Source organism: Pseudoalteromonas caenipelagi (assembly GCF_013140855.1).
GTDB classification, from domain to species: Bacteria; Pseudomonadota; Gammaproteobacteria; order Enterobacterales; family Alteromonadaceae; genus Pseudoalteromonas; species Pseudoalteromonas caenipelagi.
The window spans coordinates 25,409-42,637 of record NZ_JABBPG010000009.1; the positions used below are offsets into that span (position 1 = coordinate 25,409).

The following is a 17,229-nucleotide window of genomic DNA, read 5'->3' on the forward strand; positions in this document are numbered from 1 at the left end:
TTTATCTATTCATGGTTAAATAGAGGTAAAGCGATAAGCAAATCAATCCTAACACTCAACTCGGGCAATTTCTCTACGTTTTTAATGACAAACGTCATTTCTATCATGGGTAGAAGTATATTAATGTGGGGGAAACATCGTCAAAGAAGCGTTATTTTGTTCACTCTGGATGAAATCTGTGCAAACAAACATTGGTTTTAAAAAAAGGGTTGACTTAAAAGGGCAAAACCCTTTTAATACGCCGCACGCCCAGATAGCTAAGTGAGTAAAGCTGTTAGGGAGTGTATTGAAAATCTTTATTGAATTTTCGATACAAACAAGGTTTGCCCAGATAGCTAAGTAAGTAGAGCTATTAGGGAGTGTATTGAAAATCCTTATTGAATTTTCGATACAAACAAGGTTTGCCCAGATAGCTCAGTCGGTAGAGCAGAGGATTGAAAATCCTCGTGTCGGTGGTTCGATTCCGCCTCTGGGCACCATTTTTAGGTGCGCCGACTTAGCTCAGTTGGTAGAGCAACTGACTTGTAATCAGTAGGTCATCCGTTCGACTCGGATAGTCGGCACCATTTCCTAGCTAGGAATAAAAACATAAGCATCAAATTTTGTGAAAAGTATTTTTCCCAGATAGCTCAGTAAGTAGAGCTGTTAAGATGGTATTGAAAATCCTTACGTGATTTTCTCTTTGAAAGTATTTTTGCCCAGATAGCTCAGTCGGTAGAGCAGAGGATTGAAAATCCTCGTGTCGGTGGTTCGATTCCGCCTCTGGGCACCATTATTAAGTGTGCCGACTTAGCTCAGTTGGTAGAGCAACTGACTTGTAATCAGTAGGTCATCCGTTCGACTCGGATAGTCGGCACCATTTATTTTCGGCGAAAGCCATAATACTTGAACATTAAGCTCTTTTAAGAGAGTTAAATGTAAAGTAACTAGTTTATGCCCAGATAGCTCAGTCGGTAGAGCAGAGGATTGAAAATCCTCGTGTCGGTGGTTCGATTCCGCCTCTGGGCACCATCCCCTTTTATTCGTCTCTAGCTTGCTAGAATCTATAAGATTTAGTGTGCCGACTTAGCTCAGTTGGTAGAGCAACTGACTTGTAATCAGTAGGTCATCCGTTCGACTCGGATAGTCGGCACCATTTTTTAGGCATTAACTTACCTCGAAATTAGCATTAATAGCTCACGTATCAGCGCTATTTGGTATGACATTAATACCTTTCTTATCTATTGATTAATTTAGCCCTAAGCTAACATGTCGGAAAGCACGCCTCTTGCGAATTTATTTGTTTTTGACTGGTTGTTCTTTTTCATGTCAGCTCTACTCTTAATTAGACTTCTTATTCAAAACCTTATCGTATGTTTGCTTTTTTAAGCACTCGTTCCTATTTTGTGATCTGGCGCATCATTTTCACATAAATGAAAAGAATCTCACTTTTTATCCTTGAGGTTTTAGCAAATGGCCTCAATACTGTAATTGAGGTAAACAAGAAAAGGATAAATATATGAAGATAAATCTTTCGGGCCACCATGTGGATATTACAGATGCAGTAAGAGCTCACGTTCAAGAAAAGTTTGCCAAAACAGCGATACACTTTCCGTCATTATTGTCGCTGGATATCATAATTAGTAAAGATAACAAAAAGTTTAACGCGGAAATTTCAACAATTTATTCAGGTGTGCGCATAGGCGTTAAAGGTGAGGGAGAGGTTATGTACCCCGCTATTGCGAATGCCGCTAAAAAATTAGATGCCTCTTTAAAACATAGAAAAGGCCAGTTAAAAGCGAATTTACACGATAAGCCAGTGAGCACTACTCCAGAAATTGCACACGAAATTATTCAAGAAATGGATTTACGCTAGGTAATAGTACCTAGTTGTAACACTCACGAAGGGCCTTAACAGGCCCTTTTTTTATGCTAGACTGAGCAACAATTTCAGTTGTTATAAGTAGTTTTAATGCCTAATTATCAAGCCGTTCTAGATGCCACTTTTAATCATGTTCAACCTTTGCTGAACAAGGGCAAAGTTGCAGATTATATTCCTGCATTAGCAGAGCAAAAGTTAGGTCAGTTTGCTATGGCATTACATACCAATGATGGGCAAACCTTTACCGCAGGTAATTGCAATGCACGCTTTACGGTACAATCAGTATCAAAAGTGATGACCTTGACTATGGCACTGCAACGATATGAAGATGAGCTATGGCAAAGAGTGGGTAAAGAACCCTCAGGGACTGCATTTAATTCACTTACACAGCTAGAGTTTGAAAATGGCATTCCTCGAAATCCATTTATCAATGCGGGTGCCATCGTGACTTGTGATGCGCTTTTTTCTCGCTTGAGTGCGCCGATCCATACTATGTTAGAGCAATATCGTAGCCAGTCAGGCAACGCAAAAGTGGTTATTAACAAACGGGTAGCCCAATCAGAATTTGAGCATCGTTATAGAAATGCAGCCATGGCCTACTTAATGAAATCCTTTGGTAATTTTACTAACGATGTAGAAGAGGTGCTTTGGTCATACTTCAATTACTGTGCCATTGAAGTTAACTGTGCAGAACTTGCCCGTACCTTCTCTTACCTTTCAAATCACGGATTTTGTGCGCAAAGCCAACAGCAACTGCTCAGTGCCAAACAGACTAAACAGCTAAACTCTCTACTTTTTACCAGTGGCCTGTATGATGCAGCAGGTGACTTTGCTTATAGAGTGGGGATGCCCGGTAAGTCAGGTGTATCGGGCACGATAATCGCTGTTGTACCAGGCCAGTTTACCGTTGCAGTTTGGTCGCCTGGGCTAGATAAGTTTGGTAATTCTGTAGCGGGGATCGCGGCGCTTGAGTATGTTTCTGAACAACTTGGTACCGCTATTTTTTAGTTAATCTCAGCGTGGTGTATTTCACCCACTGCAGGTGCCATTACTCCTAATATAAGTACTGTACCTCTAACCAAATTCTTCGTAAGAATAATTTATACGTCAATTACAGTGATTGTAATGCGTTGTAATTGACTTTAATTAAACAATCAGGTCAAATTCAAAGCTACTCAAAAGTTCTGTTTTTTCCATACAATTCAGGGTGTTAAAGCGGTGTTAATTATTTGTGCGCAGTCGTAGTCTTTATTTAGAGCTTGTGCACTATTTTCGATGGATGTAGTTAAAGGCTGATTGACTGGCCATTAGAGTAAACGAAGTGATGACAATAACTGCGCATACATAGAGCTTATGAGTAAACAAAGAGATCGACATTTTTTATTTGTTTAAGGACTGAGGGCATGGCAAGCAACAGTAGTGTAGTTCAAAGTTTAATGGGAGGAGCTGGTGAGTTGAGCTCTATCGATCCCAGCCTCGCAAAACTTTTGAATCAATCTTTGCGTGATAAGCTTAACCGTCAACTAAAAGGAGATGCATTTGCAAGCTCTGAACTGTTAATTAATCACTGTTGTAAGCTCGTTGAGTGTTTGCTTGCTAACACCCAAACGCATGAGCAGCTTGTTGATTACTTCGCTGATTTTTCGCAATCATTAATTGAGCTTTATCAAAGCCTTGAGCTAACAGAGCAAGAGACAACTCACTCCTACGTTAACGCCACAGGTTTAGTTATGGCGGTTAAAGATGCGGTATCAACCGTGAATGATATTTACCGAGTTAAAGCCTTTATTCGCGCGCTTAAGAACACGTTAGATGATGCTGAGTCTCAAAGCTCACAGCCGTTACACTTAGTTTACCCAGCGTGCGGACCTTTTGCGCCACTTGTTTTGCCTTTGTTGTGCTACGTAAAAAAACATAATACCTACCAACGGCCTCTTAAAGTCACTTTAATTGATATTCAGCCTGGTGCGCAAAAGGTGCTTAACCGTGTGGTTGGGAGTTTGGGGTTAGAGCACAGTGTCGAGGTGCTGTGCATGGATGTAATGGACTATCAGCCTTCCCAACCCATAGATATTTTAGTGATTGAAGCGATGCAACATGGCTTAAGCAAAGAAGGGCACTTGAGCTTTATGCGCCACCTTGCACAGTTTTTAGCAAAGGATGCTTATTTGCTCCCTAAGGAAATCGTGATTGAAGCGATATTGGCAGTGCCACAACGTGAATTTGTTGAGCAGTGGCATGAACAAGCGCGCAGTCACTCAAGCTTTATAAACGCGAAAATTAAAGCTGAGCGTATTAACCTTGGACCTATTTTTACCCTGAACTTAGATACGCTTAAGCAAATGGCCATTATGCCATTGGGCAATGGTTACGACTTAATAGAAGCGGGGCAAGTGAGCATTCCACACAATGTGGATGATATGTCAAAACGCATTTTGTTACTCAGTGCTAACTTGCATGTTGATGAACAAGAGCAGGTTGCTCAATACGATTCAGGGATCACCCATCCTTTAGCAGATATGTCGGTATGTATTGATTTTAAACCAAAAGCTTCAGAGCCAGATGATTTGCTGGTAAAAGGCGGCGACAAGCTTAAATTTTACTACAAGCTATGCGGTATGCCGGGCTTTTTACCGACGATTGCATAAGGAAGTAGCATGAAAAAAATAATTTTAATCACTTGCTCAACGTCGGCTATCCCAGCTATTGAATGTTTAGTGCAAATGCAGGCGCTTGCTGGGGTGTTGATCACCCATTGTGCTGAGTCTCAGGCTCAGCAATTGGCGGCGGTTGCGCAGCACTTTTCGCTACCAAGTGCTTTTCAAGCAACATTAGATGCTGACTTTATTAACTCGGCAGAACACGCATGGCAGGCGGAAAATTTTGTCAGCTTTCACTTACCTTTTGCACTTTTGCAAGACCTTAAAGTTGAACAAGATATTATACAGGTACAGTTTGGTGAACATAGTAACGCCACAATTGAACATGCTTTGTTTGATGCCATTAAAAAGCAAGCTGATAGCTGTGCTTTGATTGTTGCCTCAAGCAAGCATATGCAACGATTAAGTGAGTACCAAGTGGCCGTGGAAGAAAATGACACTGCGGGTACTTTGCATAAAAAACTGATGGCGCAGTTGCCGAACGTGTTAAGTCAGTTAGTGATGCAATTTGATAGCCAGCATAAAACTGAACAAACCTCACAGTTTGCCCCAAAAGCCTTAGCTCAACTAGATGAAAGCCACTTATTTATTGATTTACAAACAGACAATGCAGCACAAATAGTGAGTTTAGCCCGAGCTGCAAACCCTTATTTTGGTGGCGCACGATTACGCATTGGGCAAGTGGTGTGTCAGTTATTGCAAGCAAGTGTAAGTACCCAACCGACCTTTGGTGTTAAAGCAGGCACCATTTTAACCTTGTCAAAGACAGATGGATTGGTGATTGCGTTGAATAACCAGCAAGCCTTAAAGCTGGACATAGTGAGTTGCAACGAAGGTATTTTTGATGGCTATCGCTTTGCGATGCAGGCCAAACTGCAAGCAGGCATGATTTTAAATTAATAAATAAGGAAGAAAAATATGAGTGCTGATCCATTAATTGGTGATATTGAAATGGTGGCATACAACTTTGTACCACGTGATTATTATGCGTGTGCAGGAGGGCTTGTCACTATCGCTTCCGACTCCACTTTGTATTCTTTGTTAGGTACAATGTATGGTGGTGATGGCCGCACAACCTTTGCTTTACCAGATTTTCGCGGTCGTAGTGCCGTAGGTGATGGTCGTGGGCTAGGTATAGAGTCATCAGTAGAACTAGTACTAGGTCACCGTTTTGGCAATTCGTACAATTACTTATCCGTTGCTCAGTTGCCGTCACATACGCATATTGCCACAGCGCAAGCGGACGCTCAAACTGCAGTGGCAGGTTTTGCAGGTACCTTAACTGTAAACGCGAAAGACGGACTGGGTGATACCGACAATGCCAAAGGGGCTTACTGGGCTACAGGTGAGCTTGTAAATGGTTTAGCTAAAACGCCTATCACCAAGGCGTACTCGACCACCTCTGATGTGCAAATGGCAACGGATGCTGTCAAAATATCAGGGAGTTTTCATGACGCACAAACCGCTGTGCAGGTGAAAGTTGATGTGGGTAGTACAGGTGGCTCAGCACCAATACTAAATTACCAGCCTAGCACGGTCATTAAGTTTGTCATTGCCAATGCGGGCACTTACCCATCGCGGAGTTAACGGTTTTTGGCGCTTTAATCAAAGCGCCTTTTTTACATTTGATTTTTTTAAGGAAATCTATATGTGTTTCAGCTTGATAAAGGTGGGCTTCTTTGAGCTCGGCTTGACTGAAAATATGCTTGAGAAAGGGGGGAACCAATGAGCGTTAAACAGATGTTTAATGTGTTAATCGTTTTGATTTTTGCATTAATTTCTCTTGCGGGTAAGGCATACGCAGCGCAAACGATTAGCTTTGAGAATGTTGGCGCAATGGACTCTGGTGGTACGGGGTATAGAACCGTGACGGGCCATAGCGGTTATTTGGTGCCCAACAATTTACAAGATTATGGGCTAAGCGATACTCACGGTGTTAACCCGTATATTATCGGCTCACCACAAACTTTTATATTTAAAGCCGATGGCAGCAATGTGACACACTTTGATGTCACTGACATTAAAATTCATGCTTATAGCAATGTTGATATAGACCTCACTAATGCGACGCAAGTTGTATTTAAAAATGCCAGTGGTGATACGCTTTCAACGCTTCAATTGTCGGCTCTGACTAGGCTTTCGAAAAGTTCTACGGCAGGCTTAGCTGACCTATTTGGTTCTTTCGAACCCGTTGCAGGCGTGTCTTCAATCGAGTTTACGGTGCATGAATTCACTAACTCTAACAATATTTTTAACGTTTCATTTATAGGGTTAGTCGTTGATAACGTCAATGCACAGAGCGACACCACGCCTCCTGCCGTATCGTCGATTAACCTCTTCGGTACCCCCAGTGCAGGCAGCACGTCACTCACTTATAGAGTGGTTTTTGATGAATCAGCTACCAATATCTCAACAGATGACTTTACGCTAACAACGGTTTCAGGTAATGCCACAGGCTCAATTGCCTTTGTGTCTGGTGATTCTGGCACATCAGTTGATGTTGTTGTGAGTGGCATTTCTGGCGTGGGTAGCCTGCGCTTAGACTTAAAATCGAATACTAATATTACGGATAGCTTAGGTAACGGTAATAACACCAATGGGTATGTTGACAGTTTTAATGGCGCTGTGCATACGGTAGATAGAACGCCTAAGGTTACCTATGTAACATCCCAGCAAGAGGGGACATTTAAAGTCGGCGACACAATTAATATCAGCGTTAATTTTGATCAGTCTGTGCTGGTTACTGGCGCGCCTACACTGACTTTAGAAACTGGCACAACAGACCGTACGGCAGCTTTTGCGAACGTATCGGGCAGCAAGGTGACCTTTAACTATACGGTACAACCAGGGGATGTCAGCGCTGATTTAGCCTATGTTTCAACATCTGCGTTGGCTCTAAATAGCGGCACGATTAAAGACAGTTTAGGAAATGCTGCGATATTGACTCTTGCCACGCCGGGAACTGCCAACTCTTTGTCTGCGAATAAAGCTATCGTGATAGATGGTATTGTACCGAGTATCAATGTGTCTGGTTCATCATCTGCAAACGGTGGATTTGGTGTATCGGCGTCAGGTGACTTAACGCTGAAGTTTTCTGAAACGATGAAGCTGGGCTCTAGTGGCACCATCACTTTAGTGGATAGCAACGGAAATGTGATTGAAACTTTTGCAGTTGATAGCACTCAGATCAGCTTATCGGGTGACACCTTAACCATTAATCCAAGTGCTGATTTGTCAGCGGGAGTGAGTTATGCGGTGCGCATGGACTCAGGCTTTTTAACTGATCAAAACGGCAATGCTTTTGCTGGTTTCAGTGATAACACCGGTTTTACCTTTACGGTTGCACCGACTGTTGAATTAAGTGTTGATAATGCCACAATCAGTGAGAAAAGTGGCGAGGCCACAGTTACTGTCGCGTTAAAAGATGCATCTGGCAATGCAGTGACTGCCACCAATGCAGTGACAGTCAGTTTAAATACTTCAGGTACAGCAACAGGTGCAGGTACTGATTACACCTTATCTGACAACATCAGTAGCGGTGTGACGATTGCTGCGGGGTCATCTACAAGAACATTCAAAGTGACAGCCGTTGACGATAGTGTGATTGATGATAACGAAACGATAGTGATCGACATCGCCTCAATAACGACAGACAACGCGGTTGAGTCTGGTATACAAACCGTGACTATTACGCTGGACGAAAACGATGCACCAGTATTTGCAAACTTAGACGGCACACCGGCGTTTACCGAAAATGGTTCAGCGGTAGTGCTAGATAGCAATGTTACGGTTTCTGATACCGAGTTAGATGCGCTAAATAACAACAGTGGTAGCTATGATGGTGCGAGTATCACGATTGTGCGTGCTGGCGGTGCGAATGCCAGTGATGTATTTGGCAGCACGGGTAACTTAGCTGAACTGACACAAGATCAAGCACTAGCCTATAATAATACGACGGTAGGCACTGTGACGACAAATAGCGCAGGGTCGTTAAAGTTAACATTTAACAGTAGCGCAACCACAACGGTTGTGAATAGCGTGCTGCAAAATATTACCTATACAAACAGCTCGGAGGCACCAGGTACGGCGGCAACGCTCGCTTGGACATTTAACGATGGTATTGCCAATAGCAGCGGCACTAATCAGACGGTAGTAGCAATTACGCCAGTGAATGATGCGCCGACATTGGATGACACACAAACGCCAGTCTTTACTGCAATTATTGAAGATATTTCTGATGCTAATAACACGGGCGTTGATATTGCCACTTTGGTGGTAGACAACTCAATCGGTGATGTCGATGGCAGTGCGGTTGAAGCCATTGCTGTCGTTGGTGTAGATAACACAAACGGGGTATGGCAATACAGTACTGACAATGGTACTCACTGGTTGAACTTGAGTGACACCACAGCACAAAGTGTCGATTTAACCACAACAGCGCGTTTGCTTGATGGCGCATTGACAGAAGCAAACACACACAAAATACGCTTTGTTGCCAATGCGCACTACCATGGTTCATCAAGCATCACGTTTGTGGCGTGGGATAAATCAGCAGGTACGGCGGGTGATGAAGTTGATGCAACCGTTAAGGGGGGCACTGCGGCATTTTCAGCTAAGTCAGATGTGGCAGCCATTACAGTGACATCTGTTAATGATGCCCCACAACTTGCTACTAATGCGGCGATTACGCTTGCAGAAGGGGCAACCACAACCATTACCAGTGCATATTTGAACGAAGGAGATGTGGATGACAGCGGTGCAGGGTTAACTTACACCATTACCACAGCGCCAGCGAACGGTAGCCTGTTTGTTGATGCGGATAACGATGATACGTTAGATGCAGTTGAGTTGCTCACGCAAAACGCCACCTTTACCCAGCAAGATATTGATAATGGCAATTTGATGTACACGCACAATAGCAGTGACACCACATCAGATAGTTTTGTGTTTACCCTTGCTGATGGCGGTGAAGATAATGCGGCGCCACTGACAGGGCAAACCTTTAACTTTACCATTACCCCAGTGAACGACCCTGTGTCGCTAACCACACCACCTACAGATATTTCAGTCACAGAAGATGCTAGTTCAAACTTAGACTTGTCGGCATTGACGTTGATTGATGGTGACAGTGGCAGTGTAACGGTGACCATCAGCGCAGATAAAGGCAAGTTTGCAACGCCTGCGGATGGCAGCAGTGGCGGTGTGACGGCAACGCTTTCTCAAGATGGTAAAACCATTACGCTGGTAGGCTCTGCTACTGCGATTGATACCTACCTTAATACGGCTGCAAACATCAAGTATACGGGTGAAGAGAATAGCCAAGGTGATAACCAAGCAATCATCACTATCACGGGCAATGATGGTTCTGGCAGTGTTGAACTGGCGAAAGTGAATGTGGATATTACCGATGTGAACGACGCGCCTGTTATCAACAATCTAAACGGTGAGCAGTTTGACTACAATGCCTCAGCGCAAAGCTTTGTGATTGTGAATCAAGGCAGTGCGGCAACGGTGACAGACATTGATACTGATACTTTCAATGGTGGCACGTTACTGGTGTCGATTGCCAGCGGTGCGCAGGCGAGTGAAGATGTATTAGCCATTGATGACAGCAGTGCAGCTATTCAATTGAGTGGTGGCCAGATTGTCTACAACCTAAGCAATGTGGGTACTTTTAGTGGCGGCAGTAATGGCAGTGCGCTAACCGTGAACTTTAACGGTAATGCAAACAATGCTGTGGTTGCTGCGATTATTAACGCGATTAGCTATGACAACAGCCAAGACTCAGCGGGCACTGCGGGTAATCGAGTGGTACGCTTTGCACTAAGTGATGGCGAAGGGGGGATATCAGCGAATGCGGATGTCACCATTAACTTAACGGTAAATACAGCGCCGACTATTGTACTTGGTCAATTACTTGATTACACAGAGAATGATGCGGCAACGATCATTGATAGCCAAGCAACAGCCAATGACGCCGATGGTGACGCAAACTGGCAAGGTAATGGTGCAAAGCTTGTGGCATCAATCTCTGCTAACGGGTTAGCTGAAGATATCCTCAGCATCAATACAAACGGTGATTTTAGTATTAGCAATGGTCAGTTAAGTTATCAAGATACGGTTGTTGGTACTATCAGTGAAACCAGTGGCACAGCCAATGATGGTGTGGTTACGGGGAGTGATAGTCTAACGGTTAACTTAAGTGCAGGTAGCAATGCTATCGTACAAGCACTTGTTAGAGCACTTAGCTATGAAAACACTTCAGATAATCCGTCAACAACACCTAGAAACGTTAAAGTTGAATTAACCGATACGCTTGCAGGTAGCGTGTCTCAGTCAATTAGTATCGTGGTAAAAGCCGTGAACGATGCGCCAACAATTACAGGTACGCCTGTTGTCACTGTAGATCAAGATCAAGCTTATAGTTTTACACCTGTAGGCAAAGATATCGACTCTAAGACGCTTACTTATACACTTGAGAACAATCCAAAGTGGTTAAGTATCAATAAGAGTTCAGGGGAGCTAAACGGTACACCTCGTAATGTTGATGTAGGCACAACAAAAGGTATTGTGGTGTCAGTATCAGATGGTGAATTATCAGCAAAACTGACAGCCTTTGATTTGACTGTTATCAATATCAATGATGCGCCAACGATAAGTGGCTCGCCAAGAACCAGTGTTAACGAGCGTCAGCTTTATACCTTTACTCCTAAAGCAAGTGACATTGATGGAGATAAACTCACTTTTAGTATTGCTAACAAGCCGGCATGGTTAAGCTTAAATACTGCAACAGGGGCGCTGTCAGGCACACCTGTACAAAGTGGTGTTGGAACAACAAATAACATTGTGCTGACTGTATCGGATGGCAAATTACAAGCGAGCTTGCCTGCATTCTCACTCACCGTCATTAACGTTAACGATGCGCCGACTATTTCGGGTCAACCAGCTACCTCTGTTGTTGAAGGTGATAGCTATAGTTTCACTCCAATTGCTCAAGACATTGATAGTGTAAATTTAACTTTTAGCATTGAAAACAAGCCTACGTGGGCATCGTTTAATCCGCAAACGGGTGAGCTGTCAGGCACACCAACGGGAGATGATGTAGGCGTAACGGGCAATGTCTCAATCAGTGTATCTGACGGCCAGCTGTCCGATTCGTTAAAACCATTTAACTTAACTGTGAGTGTTCGCAATACGGCACCGAAAGCAAGTCCACAAACAGTAAAAGTGGACGAAGACGGGCGCGTTGTTATCAAAGCTCAAGTGAGTGATGAACAAGGTGATAAATTAGCTTTAACTGTACAAAAACAACCTCAAAGCGGTGCGCTAAGTTCGACTGAGAGCGGTTGGGTATATACACCCAATGCCAACTTCAATGGCCAAGATAGCTTTGCTTATCTTGCCAGCGACGGAGAGCTAACATCAGAAATTGCAACGGTTACCGTAACGGTTAATCCAATCAATGATGCGCCTTCAGCACAAGATGACAATATCACCCTTATTAAGACTGCAGATGATAGCTATACACTAGCGGTGCTTGGCAACGATGCCGATATTGATGGTGATGTACTGCGTGTAGAAGGTGTGACATCAAGCATCGGGAATGCAACGGCAAATGGGTCGACCATTAACTATCAAGCGCCTGAGGGTTATGTTGGCAAAGTATCCTTTTCTTACTCGGTAACTGACGGTAATAAAGGTCGAGCTAACGCTAAAGTTGACCTTGAGATTACAGGTAACCGAAATACACAAGCGCCCACGCTCAACGTACCAACAGATCTAACGGTGAACGCAACAGGGTTGTTTACCAAAGTAAACCTGGGTGTAGCATCAGCAAAGGATGCTCAGGGCAATATACTCCCCGTTTCTTTAGTTGATGCGAAAACCGTATTTTCCCCAGGCAAGCACAATGTGTATTGGCAAACTCAAGACAGTGGGGGGCTGGAAACCATTGCACAGCAAGTACTGAATGTGAAACCACTAATCTCTTTGAGTAAAGATCAGGTTGTTGCTGAGGGCTCTGAGGTAGCGGTACCTGTGTTGCTAAATGGTATTTCACCTACTTACCCATTAGATATCGCTTACACCATTGGTGGCACAGCTTCGCAAAGTGATCACACAGCACTAAGCGGCGTTGTAACTATTAATAGTGGTACACAAGCAACAATCAACTTCACAGTATTAGTGGATACCATTGCAGAGCAAGAAGAAACCGTGGTGGTGACATTGGATCCAGAGCTAAATCTGGGTCATAAGCGGCAAACGGTTATCCGCATTCGCGAAAGCAACATTGCGCCAACGTTGAGCTTAAACGTGCAGCAGCAAGGTGAAACGCGCATGACGGTAAGCCAAGCTGATGGTGAGGTCACTATCAATGCAACGGCGGACGATGCAAATTCTACTGATAAGTTGACGATGAGCTGGTTATCAGACTTAAGTAACATCAGTGGTGATAGCACACGCTTTGTGTTTGACCCAACGGCTGCCTCACTCGGGGTTCATGCAATAAAAGCCATCGTGACTGACAATGGTGCACCTGCAATGAATGCAACCGAAACTGTGTATGTTGAGGTGATTGAACGCTTAGCCGGTTTATCTGATGTTGATACCGATGGTGACTTAATTCCTGATAGTGAAGAAGGCTATAAAGATAGTGATGGCGACGGTATTGCCGATTATCTAGATGCAATTGACGAATGTAACGTAGTGCCTGCTCAGGTAAACAACCAAAGCGCATTCTTAGTAGAAGGTGATCCAGGAGTGTGTTTACGTCGTGGTGCTGTGGCTGCGCTTAGTAATACAGGAGGTTTGCAGTTAGACTCTGATGAACAGCAAGGTATTGTGCGTGATACACAAGCGAGGAACAGTGGCGGTATTTTTGATTACATTGCATATGGTCTTCCTGAGCAAGGTCAAAACTACAACTTAGTTCTGCCTCAGCAATTACCAATTCCTGCTAATGCAGTTTACCGCAAGTACACGCAAGCGAAAGGTTGGGGTGAGTTTGTTGAAGATGAAAACAACCAAGTGTTTAGTGCTGCTGGTGAATTTGGCTATTGTCCACCTCCAGGTGATGCACAGTGGCAAGCGGGCCTAACCGAAGGTCATTGGTGTGTTCAGTTGGTAGTGCAAGATGGCGGACCAAACGATGCTGATGGCGAGGCCAATGGTACGGTCGTTGACCCAAGTGGTGTTGCTGTTTATCTCAGTGATAATATGCAACCTGTGGCAAACGAAGACAGTGTAAACTTACCTTGGAATAGTAGCCTAGAGATTGATGTGCTTGCGAACGACAGTGACGCAGACAATGATACTTTAGCGCTGTCACAGGCATCAGCACAGTTTGGCATGGTTGAGATCACTGCGCAGCAAACGCTCAAGTACGTAGCGGCCGAACAGTTTGTGGGTGTTGATGTTGTGACATATAGCATTAGTGATGGTCAAGGCGGTACAGCGCATAGCCAAGTGATCGTTGAGGTTGTTGGTAACCGAGCACCTGTGGTGCAAGGAGAGCAAATAACGGCATTACACCATAAGCCGATTATCATTGATGTACTGGCTAATGACAGCGACCCTGATGGCGATAGTTTATCAGTGAGCACTGTAACGGCAAACAATGGCGAAGTAACTATTATCGACAGTAGTAAGCTTAGCTATGTATCCAATATTGGGTTTTCTGGAGTGGATATCGTGAACTATGTTGTACACGATGACCAGGGGGCAGCCAGCGAAGGTTTGGTGCAGGTTCAGGTAACGGCAAACCGTCTACCAATAACGCAATCGGATATGGCACAACTCTATGTAGGTGAAAGCATCAGCATAGATGTGTTAGCAAACGACAGTGATGCTGATGGAGATGAACTGACGATTGTTGAAGCATCTGCATTGCAAGGAAGTGTGAGTATTCAACAAGGTATATTGTTAGCTTACACTGCAAAAGCTGGGTTTTCTGGCACTGACACGGTTACCTATATGCTCAGCGATGGCTATGGAGAGCCTGTTGCTGGTTCTGTTAGCGTAACGGTAAAAGCGGTAGCCGAGAATAGTGATGGTAAAGGCGAAGCAAATAATCACAGTAAGTCCTCTGGTGGCTCATTATTGTGGCTGTATGTCTTTATGTTGGCCTCGTTAATTAGCAGGCGTTCTTTGCGTAGATAATAAATTATTTATTGAAGCTTTTTTGACCAGGGCTGGATGTTTAATCCAGCCCTTTTTTATGTTCATTATGTTAGCTTTTGCTGATACCGATATTAATCGCATTTATTTTCATTTACTTATCTGTTCCTCTTGCTGGTAATAAGCTTATTTTCGCAAAAAAAACTTAGCACTTTATTCTTGCCTGACTAGACTGAAAAGTAGGCAATTATGAATTTTGACTGAATCTTGCCGTAGATGTTTTAGTCAAGGACCCTTGGAGCTAGGTAGCATAGATGGAAAAACCAAAAGTTGAAAACAGATCTGTGTTGGATTTCGCGGATCCCCATGTTGATGAGTTACTTAAACACTCAATTCGAACACAATTAGAATCCTTACTAAAAGCAAAATTAACCACAGCGCAGCGACAACAACTTTTACAAAAGAGCTTTGTTGATGCGATGGCTCTGGTATTGAGTGATAGCAAAGTAGAGCATAAGACTTTAGTAAAAGCATTTTCTGCCATGTACGACAATGCAGTGCAATCTATGGCTTTGGCGCAGTTGAGTGAAAAGTTACTCACTAAGCAATATGTTTCAGCATCTGGGCTAATAATGTCACCCTACCATTGCAAGCACACTATCAAAGATATTTATCGAATTCAGGGTTATGCGCGTGGGGTTGATAAAGCAATTCAAAGCAAGTTATCTCATACCGACTCAATTACGATTCTTTATCCTGCTTGTGGCCCTTTTGCGCCATTGTTATTGCCTTTATTGAGTTACTACAAAGACAGTCAAAAATATACCAAGGAGCAGCTCCAAGTCATTTTGGTAGATGTGCATCCTGGCGCTGTTTTGGCGCTCAAGCAGTTAGTAAAAGATTTACAGCTAGATGAATTTATTTTGCGCATTGAAGAGGCTGATGCTACTACATATGTGCCCGAGCAGAGCATAGACTTACTGGTATTAGAGGCCATGCAGCATGGTTTCACCAAAGAAGGTCAACTGAGTATCGCTAAGCATTTGGTGCAGTTTTTAACGATAGAGGGCTTGATCATTCCACAAAATGTCTCAGTGAGGGGCATGATGGTTATTGGGGAAAACGAATTTAATCAACAGTGGAAGGAAGTGGAGTACAGTCATTCGCTGAATATGGATGCCAGTGCACAGCAAGACCGTGTGGAGCTAGGTGAAATATTAAGCATTAACAAATCTACTTTGCTCAATATGCAAACGCTTGAATTACAAGAAGGAATAAAGGTTATTCCCGCCAATCAGATCACCCTGCCCGCTGGTATTGAAGATATGGACAAGCGTATCTTGGCGATTTATGCGCAGATTGACACATTCGCAGAAGAAGGGGTTGGTCAGTATGACTCTGGGATAACTCACCCTCGACCTGACATGAGCTTTTACATTGATACTAAACCCCGTGATGTTGAGCACAGCCACTTTGTAGCAAATAGTGGTGACTCGGTGCAGTTTTATTATCAGCTAAGTGGTCTACCTGGCTTTGTGCCAGTAAAAGTGTAGGAGCAGAATATGCAGAAATATGCTGTTTTTACAGGTAGTTGTCAAAGTCTTACTGCGATTCAGTATTTACATCAAAGTGGCCAATTAGCTTGTGTTGTATTGGTTGATGCACAGCCAACCCCAGACTTGATGCAGCTACAACATTGGTTACAGCAAAGTGGTATTAAAACGCTTGCTTATAACCTGAGCGATGATAAAGACTTGCTCAGCCAGCTAGATAGCTTGGCGGTTAATCGAGGCTTGATTTACCTGTTCAGGCACAAAGTGCGCCCCGCATTAATCCAGTATTTTTCAGGTCACCTTGTCAATATTCATCCCAGTCCATTGCCCGATTACAGAGGGCCTTTTCCGTTGTACTGGCAGTTGAGAAATGGCGAAGATAAAACCAAATTGACGCTACATCAAGTAACAGAGTTGCTTGATTGTGGTGATATCGCCACAGATCTTGAAATAGAGATCCACCCATTCGATACCATAAGTTGTGTGCAATACAAAGTTGCACAGGCTTTGCCTGAACTAGTAGCAAAATATTGTCAACTTGATGAAAAACAAGGAATCACTTGGCACAAGCAAGGTGAGACAAGTGACAAAACAGCCCCACAAGTTGCACAGCAACAATTAATAGTTAATTGGCATAAGCAAACCAGCAAGCAAGTCGTCAATATGGCCCGAGCAGGCAATGCTGATGCAGGGTGTGCACTATTTCAGTTCCGCCAAGAAATGTTTCAACTGTTGCAAGCAAGCGTTGTAGAGAGCCCTTTGATTGGTGTACAGGCGGGAACAGTTATTGAGGTCGATAGACACACCGGGTTAGTTATTAAGACCATTAATGGGGCACTGCGTTTAGATGTTATTGGTACACAACAAGGCATATTTGATGGTTATCGATTTGCTGTGCTATTTGGCTTAGAAGCTGGTTTTACATTGATGCCAGAAAATAATTAACAGTGGTTTATAGCGCTTTGTGGTGGGGTTTTACACCTAGCGTATTTGGGGGCAGTGTTTTCCAAGGTTGATAAATAGAAGTGTGTGGGTGTTA

General features: G+C 43.6%; 8 protein-coding genes and 6 tRNA genes. All 14 read left to right on the forward strand.

Annotated features, from left to right (window positions below; all coding sequences use genetic code 11):
- The first annotated feature begins 403 nt into the window (after positions 1–403).
- The 14 genes from HG263_RS17600 (at position 404) to HG263_RS17665 (ending at position 17,135) form a co-directional block, all read left to right on the forward strand.
- Positions 404–479 (forward strand) — tRNA-Phe (locus HG263_RS17600).
- Positions 480–490: 11 nt separating this feature from the next.
- Positions 491–566, forward strand: a tRNA-Thr gene (locus HG263_RS17605).
- A 130-nt stretch (positions 567–696) separates the two neighbouring features.
- Positions 697–772, forward strand: a tRNA-Phe gene (locus HG263_RS17610).
- Between the two features lie 11 nt (positions 773–783).
- A tRNA-Thr gene (locus HG263_RS17615) sits at positions 784–859 on the forward strand.
- A gap of 76 nt (positions 860–935) precedes the next feature.
- Positions 936–1,011: transfer RNA gene (locus HG263_RS17620), tRNA-Phe, on the forward strand.
- Positions 1,012–1,059: 48 nt separating this feature from the next.
- A tRNA-Thr gene (locus tag HG263_RS17625) sits at positions 1,060–1,135 on the forward strand.
- 363 nt (positions 1,136–1,498) lie between these two features.
- On the forward strand, positions 1,499–1,855 hold the full coding sequence (hpf, locus tag HG263_RS17630; protein ID WP_171627409.1) for a ribosome hibernation-promoting factor, HPF/YfiA family: 357 nt from the start codon (positions 1,499–1,501) through the stop codon (positions 1,853–1,855).
- Between the two features lie 96 nt (positions 1,856–1,951).
- A complete protein-coding gene (gene glsB, locus HG263_RS17635) occupies positions 1,952–2,869 on the forward strand; it encodes a glutaminase B (protein WP_171627410.1) in 918 nt (305 codons plus the stop codon).
- Between the two features lie 395 nt (positions 2,870–3,264).
- Positions 3,265–4,509, forward strand: coding sequence for an SAM-dependent methyltransferase (locus tag HG263_RS17640; RefSeq protein ID WP_171627411.1), 1,245 nt, complete (start codon positions 3,265–3,267; stop codon positions 4,507–4,509).
- A 9-nt stretch (positions 4,510–4,518) separates the two neighbouring features.
- Positions 4,519–5,421: a hypothetical protein gene (locus HG263_RS17645; RefSeq protein ID WP_171627412.1), complete on the forward strand. Its 903-nt coding sequence runs from the start codon at positions 4,519–4,521 to the stop codon at positions 5,419–5,421.
- An 18-nt stretch (positions 5,422–5,439) separates the two neighbouring features.
- Positions 5,440–6,108 carry a phage tail protein gene (locus HG263_RS17650; RefSeq protein ID WP_171627413.1) on the forward strand — a complete coding sequence of 223 codons (669 nt, stop codon included), beginning with the start codon at positions 5,440–5,442 and terminating at the stop codon, positions 6,106–6,108.
- Positions 6,109–6,246: 138 nt separating this feature from the next.
- Positions 6,247–14,679 carry an Ig-like domain-containing protein gene (locus HG263_RS17655; protein ID WP_171627414.1) on the forward strand — a complete coding sequence of 2,811 codons (8,433 nt, stop codon included), beginning with the start codon at positions 6,247–6,249 and terminating at the stop codon, positions 14,677–14,679.
- 272 nt (positions 14,680–14,951) lie between these two features.
- The gene (locus HG263_RS17660) at positions 14,952–16,190 is read left to right on the forward strand and encodes an SAM-dependent methyltransferase (RefSeq protein ID WP_171627415.1); all 1,239 of its coding nucleotides are present in this window, start codon (positions 14,952–14,954) and stop codon (positions 16,188–16,190) included.
- Between the two features lie 9 nt (positions 16,191–16,199).
- Positions 16,200–17,135 carry a formyltransferase family protein gene (locus HG263_RS17665; protein ID WP_171627416.1) on the forward strand — a complete coding sequence of 312 codons (936 nt, stop codon included), beginning with the start codon at positions 16,200–16,202 and terminating at the stop codon, positions 17,133–17,135.
- Positions 17,136–17,229: the final 94 nt, after the last annotated feature.

Bases quoted from the DNA above. Each gene is read 5' to 3' on its own strand.
- hpf (WP_171627409.1), top strand. From the start codon at position 1,499: ATGAAGATAAATCTTTCGGGCCACCATGTGGATATTACAGATGCAGTA.
- glsB (WP_171627410.1), top strand. From the start codon at position 1,952: ATGCCTAATTATCAAGCCGTTCTAGATGCCACTTTTAATCATGTTCAA.
- HG263_RS17640 (WP_171627411.1), top strand. From the start codon at position 3,265: ATGGCAAGCAACAGTAGTGTAGTTCAAAGTTTAATGGGAGGAGCTGGT.
- HG263_RS17645 (WP_171627412.1), top strand. From the start codon at position 4,519: ATGAAAAAAATAATTTTAATCACTTGCTCAACGTCGGCTATCCCAGCT.
- HG263_RS17650 (WP_171627413.1), top strand. From the start codon at position 5,440: ATGAGTGCTGATCCATTAATTGGTGATATTGAAATGGTGGCATACAAC.
- HG263_RS17655 (WP_171627414.1), top strand. From the start codon at position 6,247: ATGAGCGTTAAACAGATGTTTAATGTGTTAATCGTTTTGATTTTTGCA.
- HG263_RS17660 (WP_171627415.1), top strand. From the start codon at position 14,952: ATGGAAAAACCAAAAGTTGAAAACAGATCTGTGTTGGATTTCGCGGAT.
- HG263_RS17665 (WP_171627416.1), top strand. From the start codon at position 16,200: ATGCAGAAATATGCTGTTTTTACAGGTAGTTGTCAAAGTCTTACTGCG.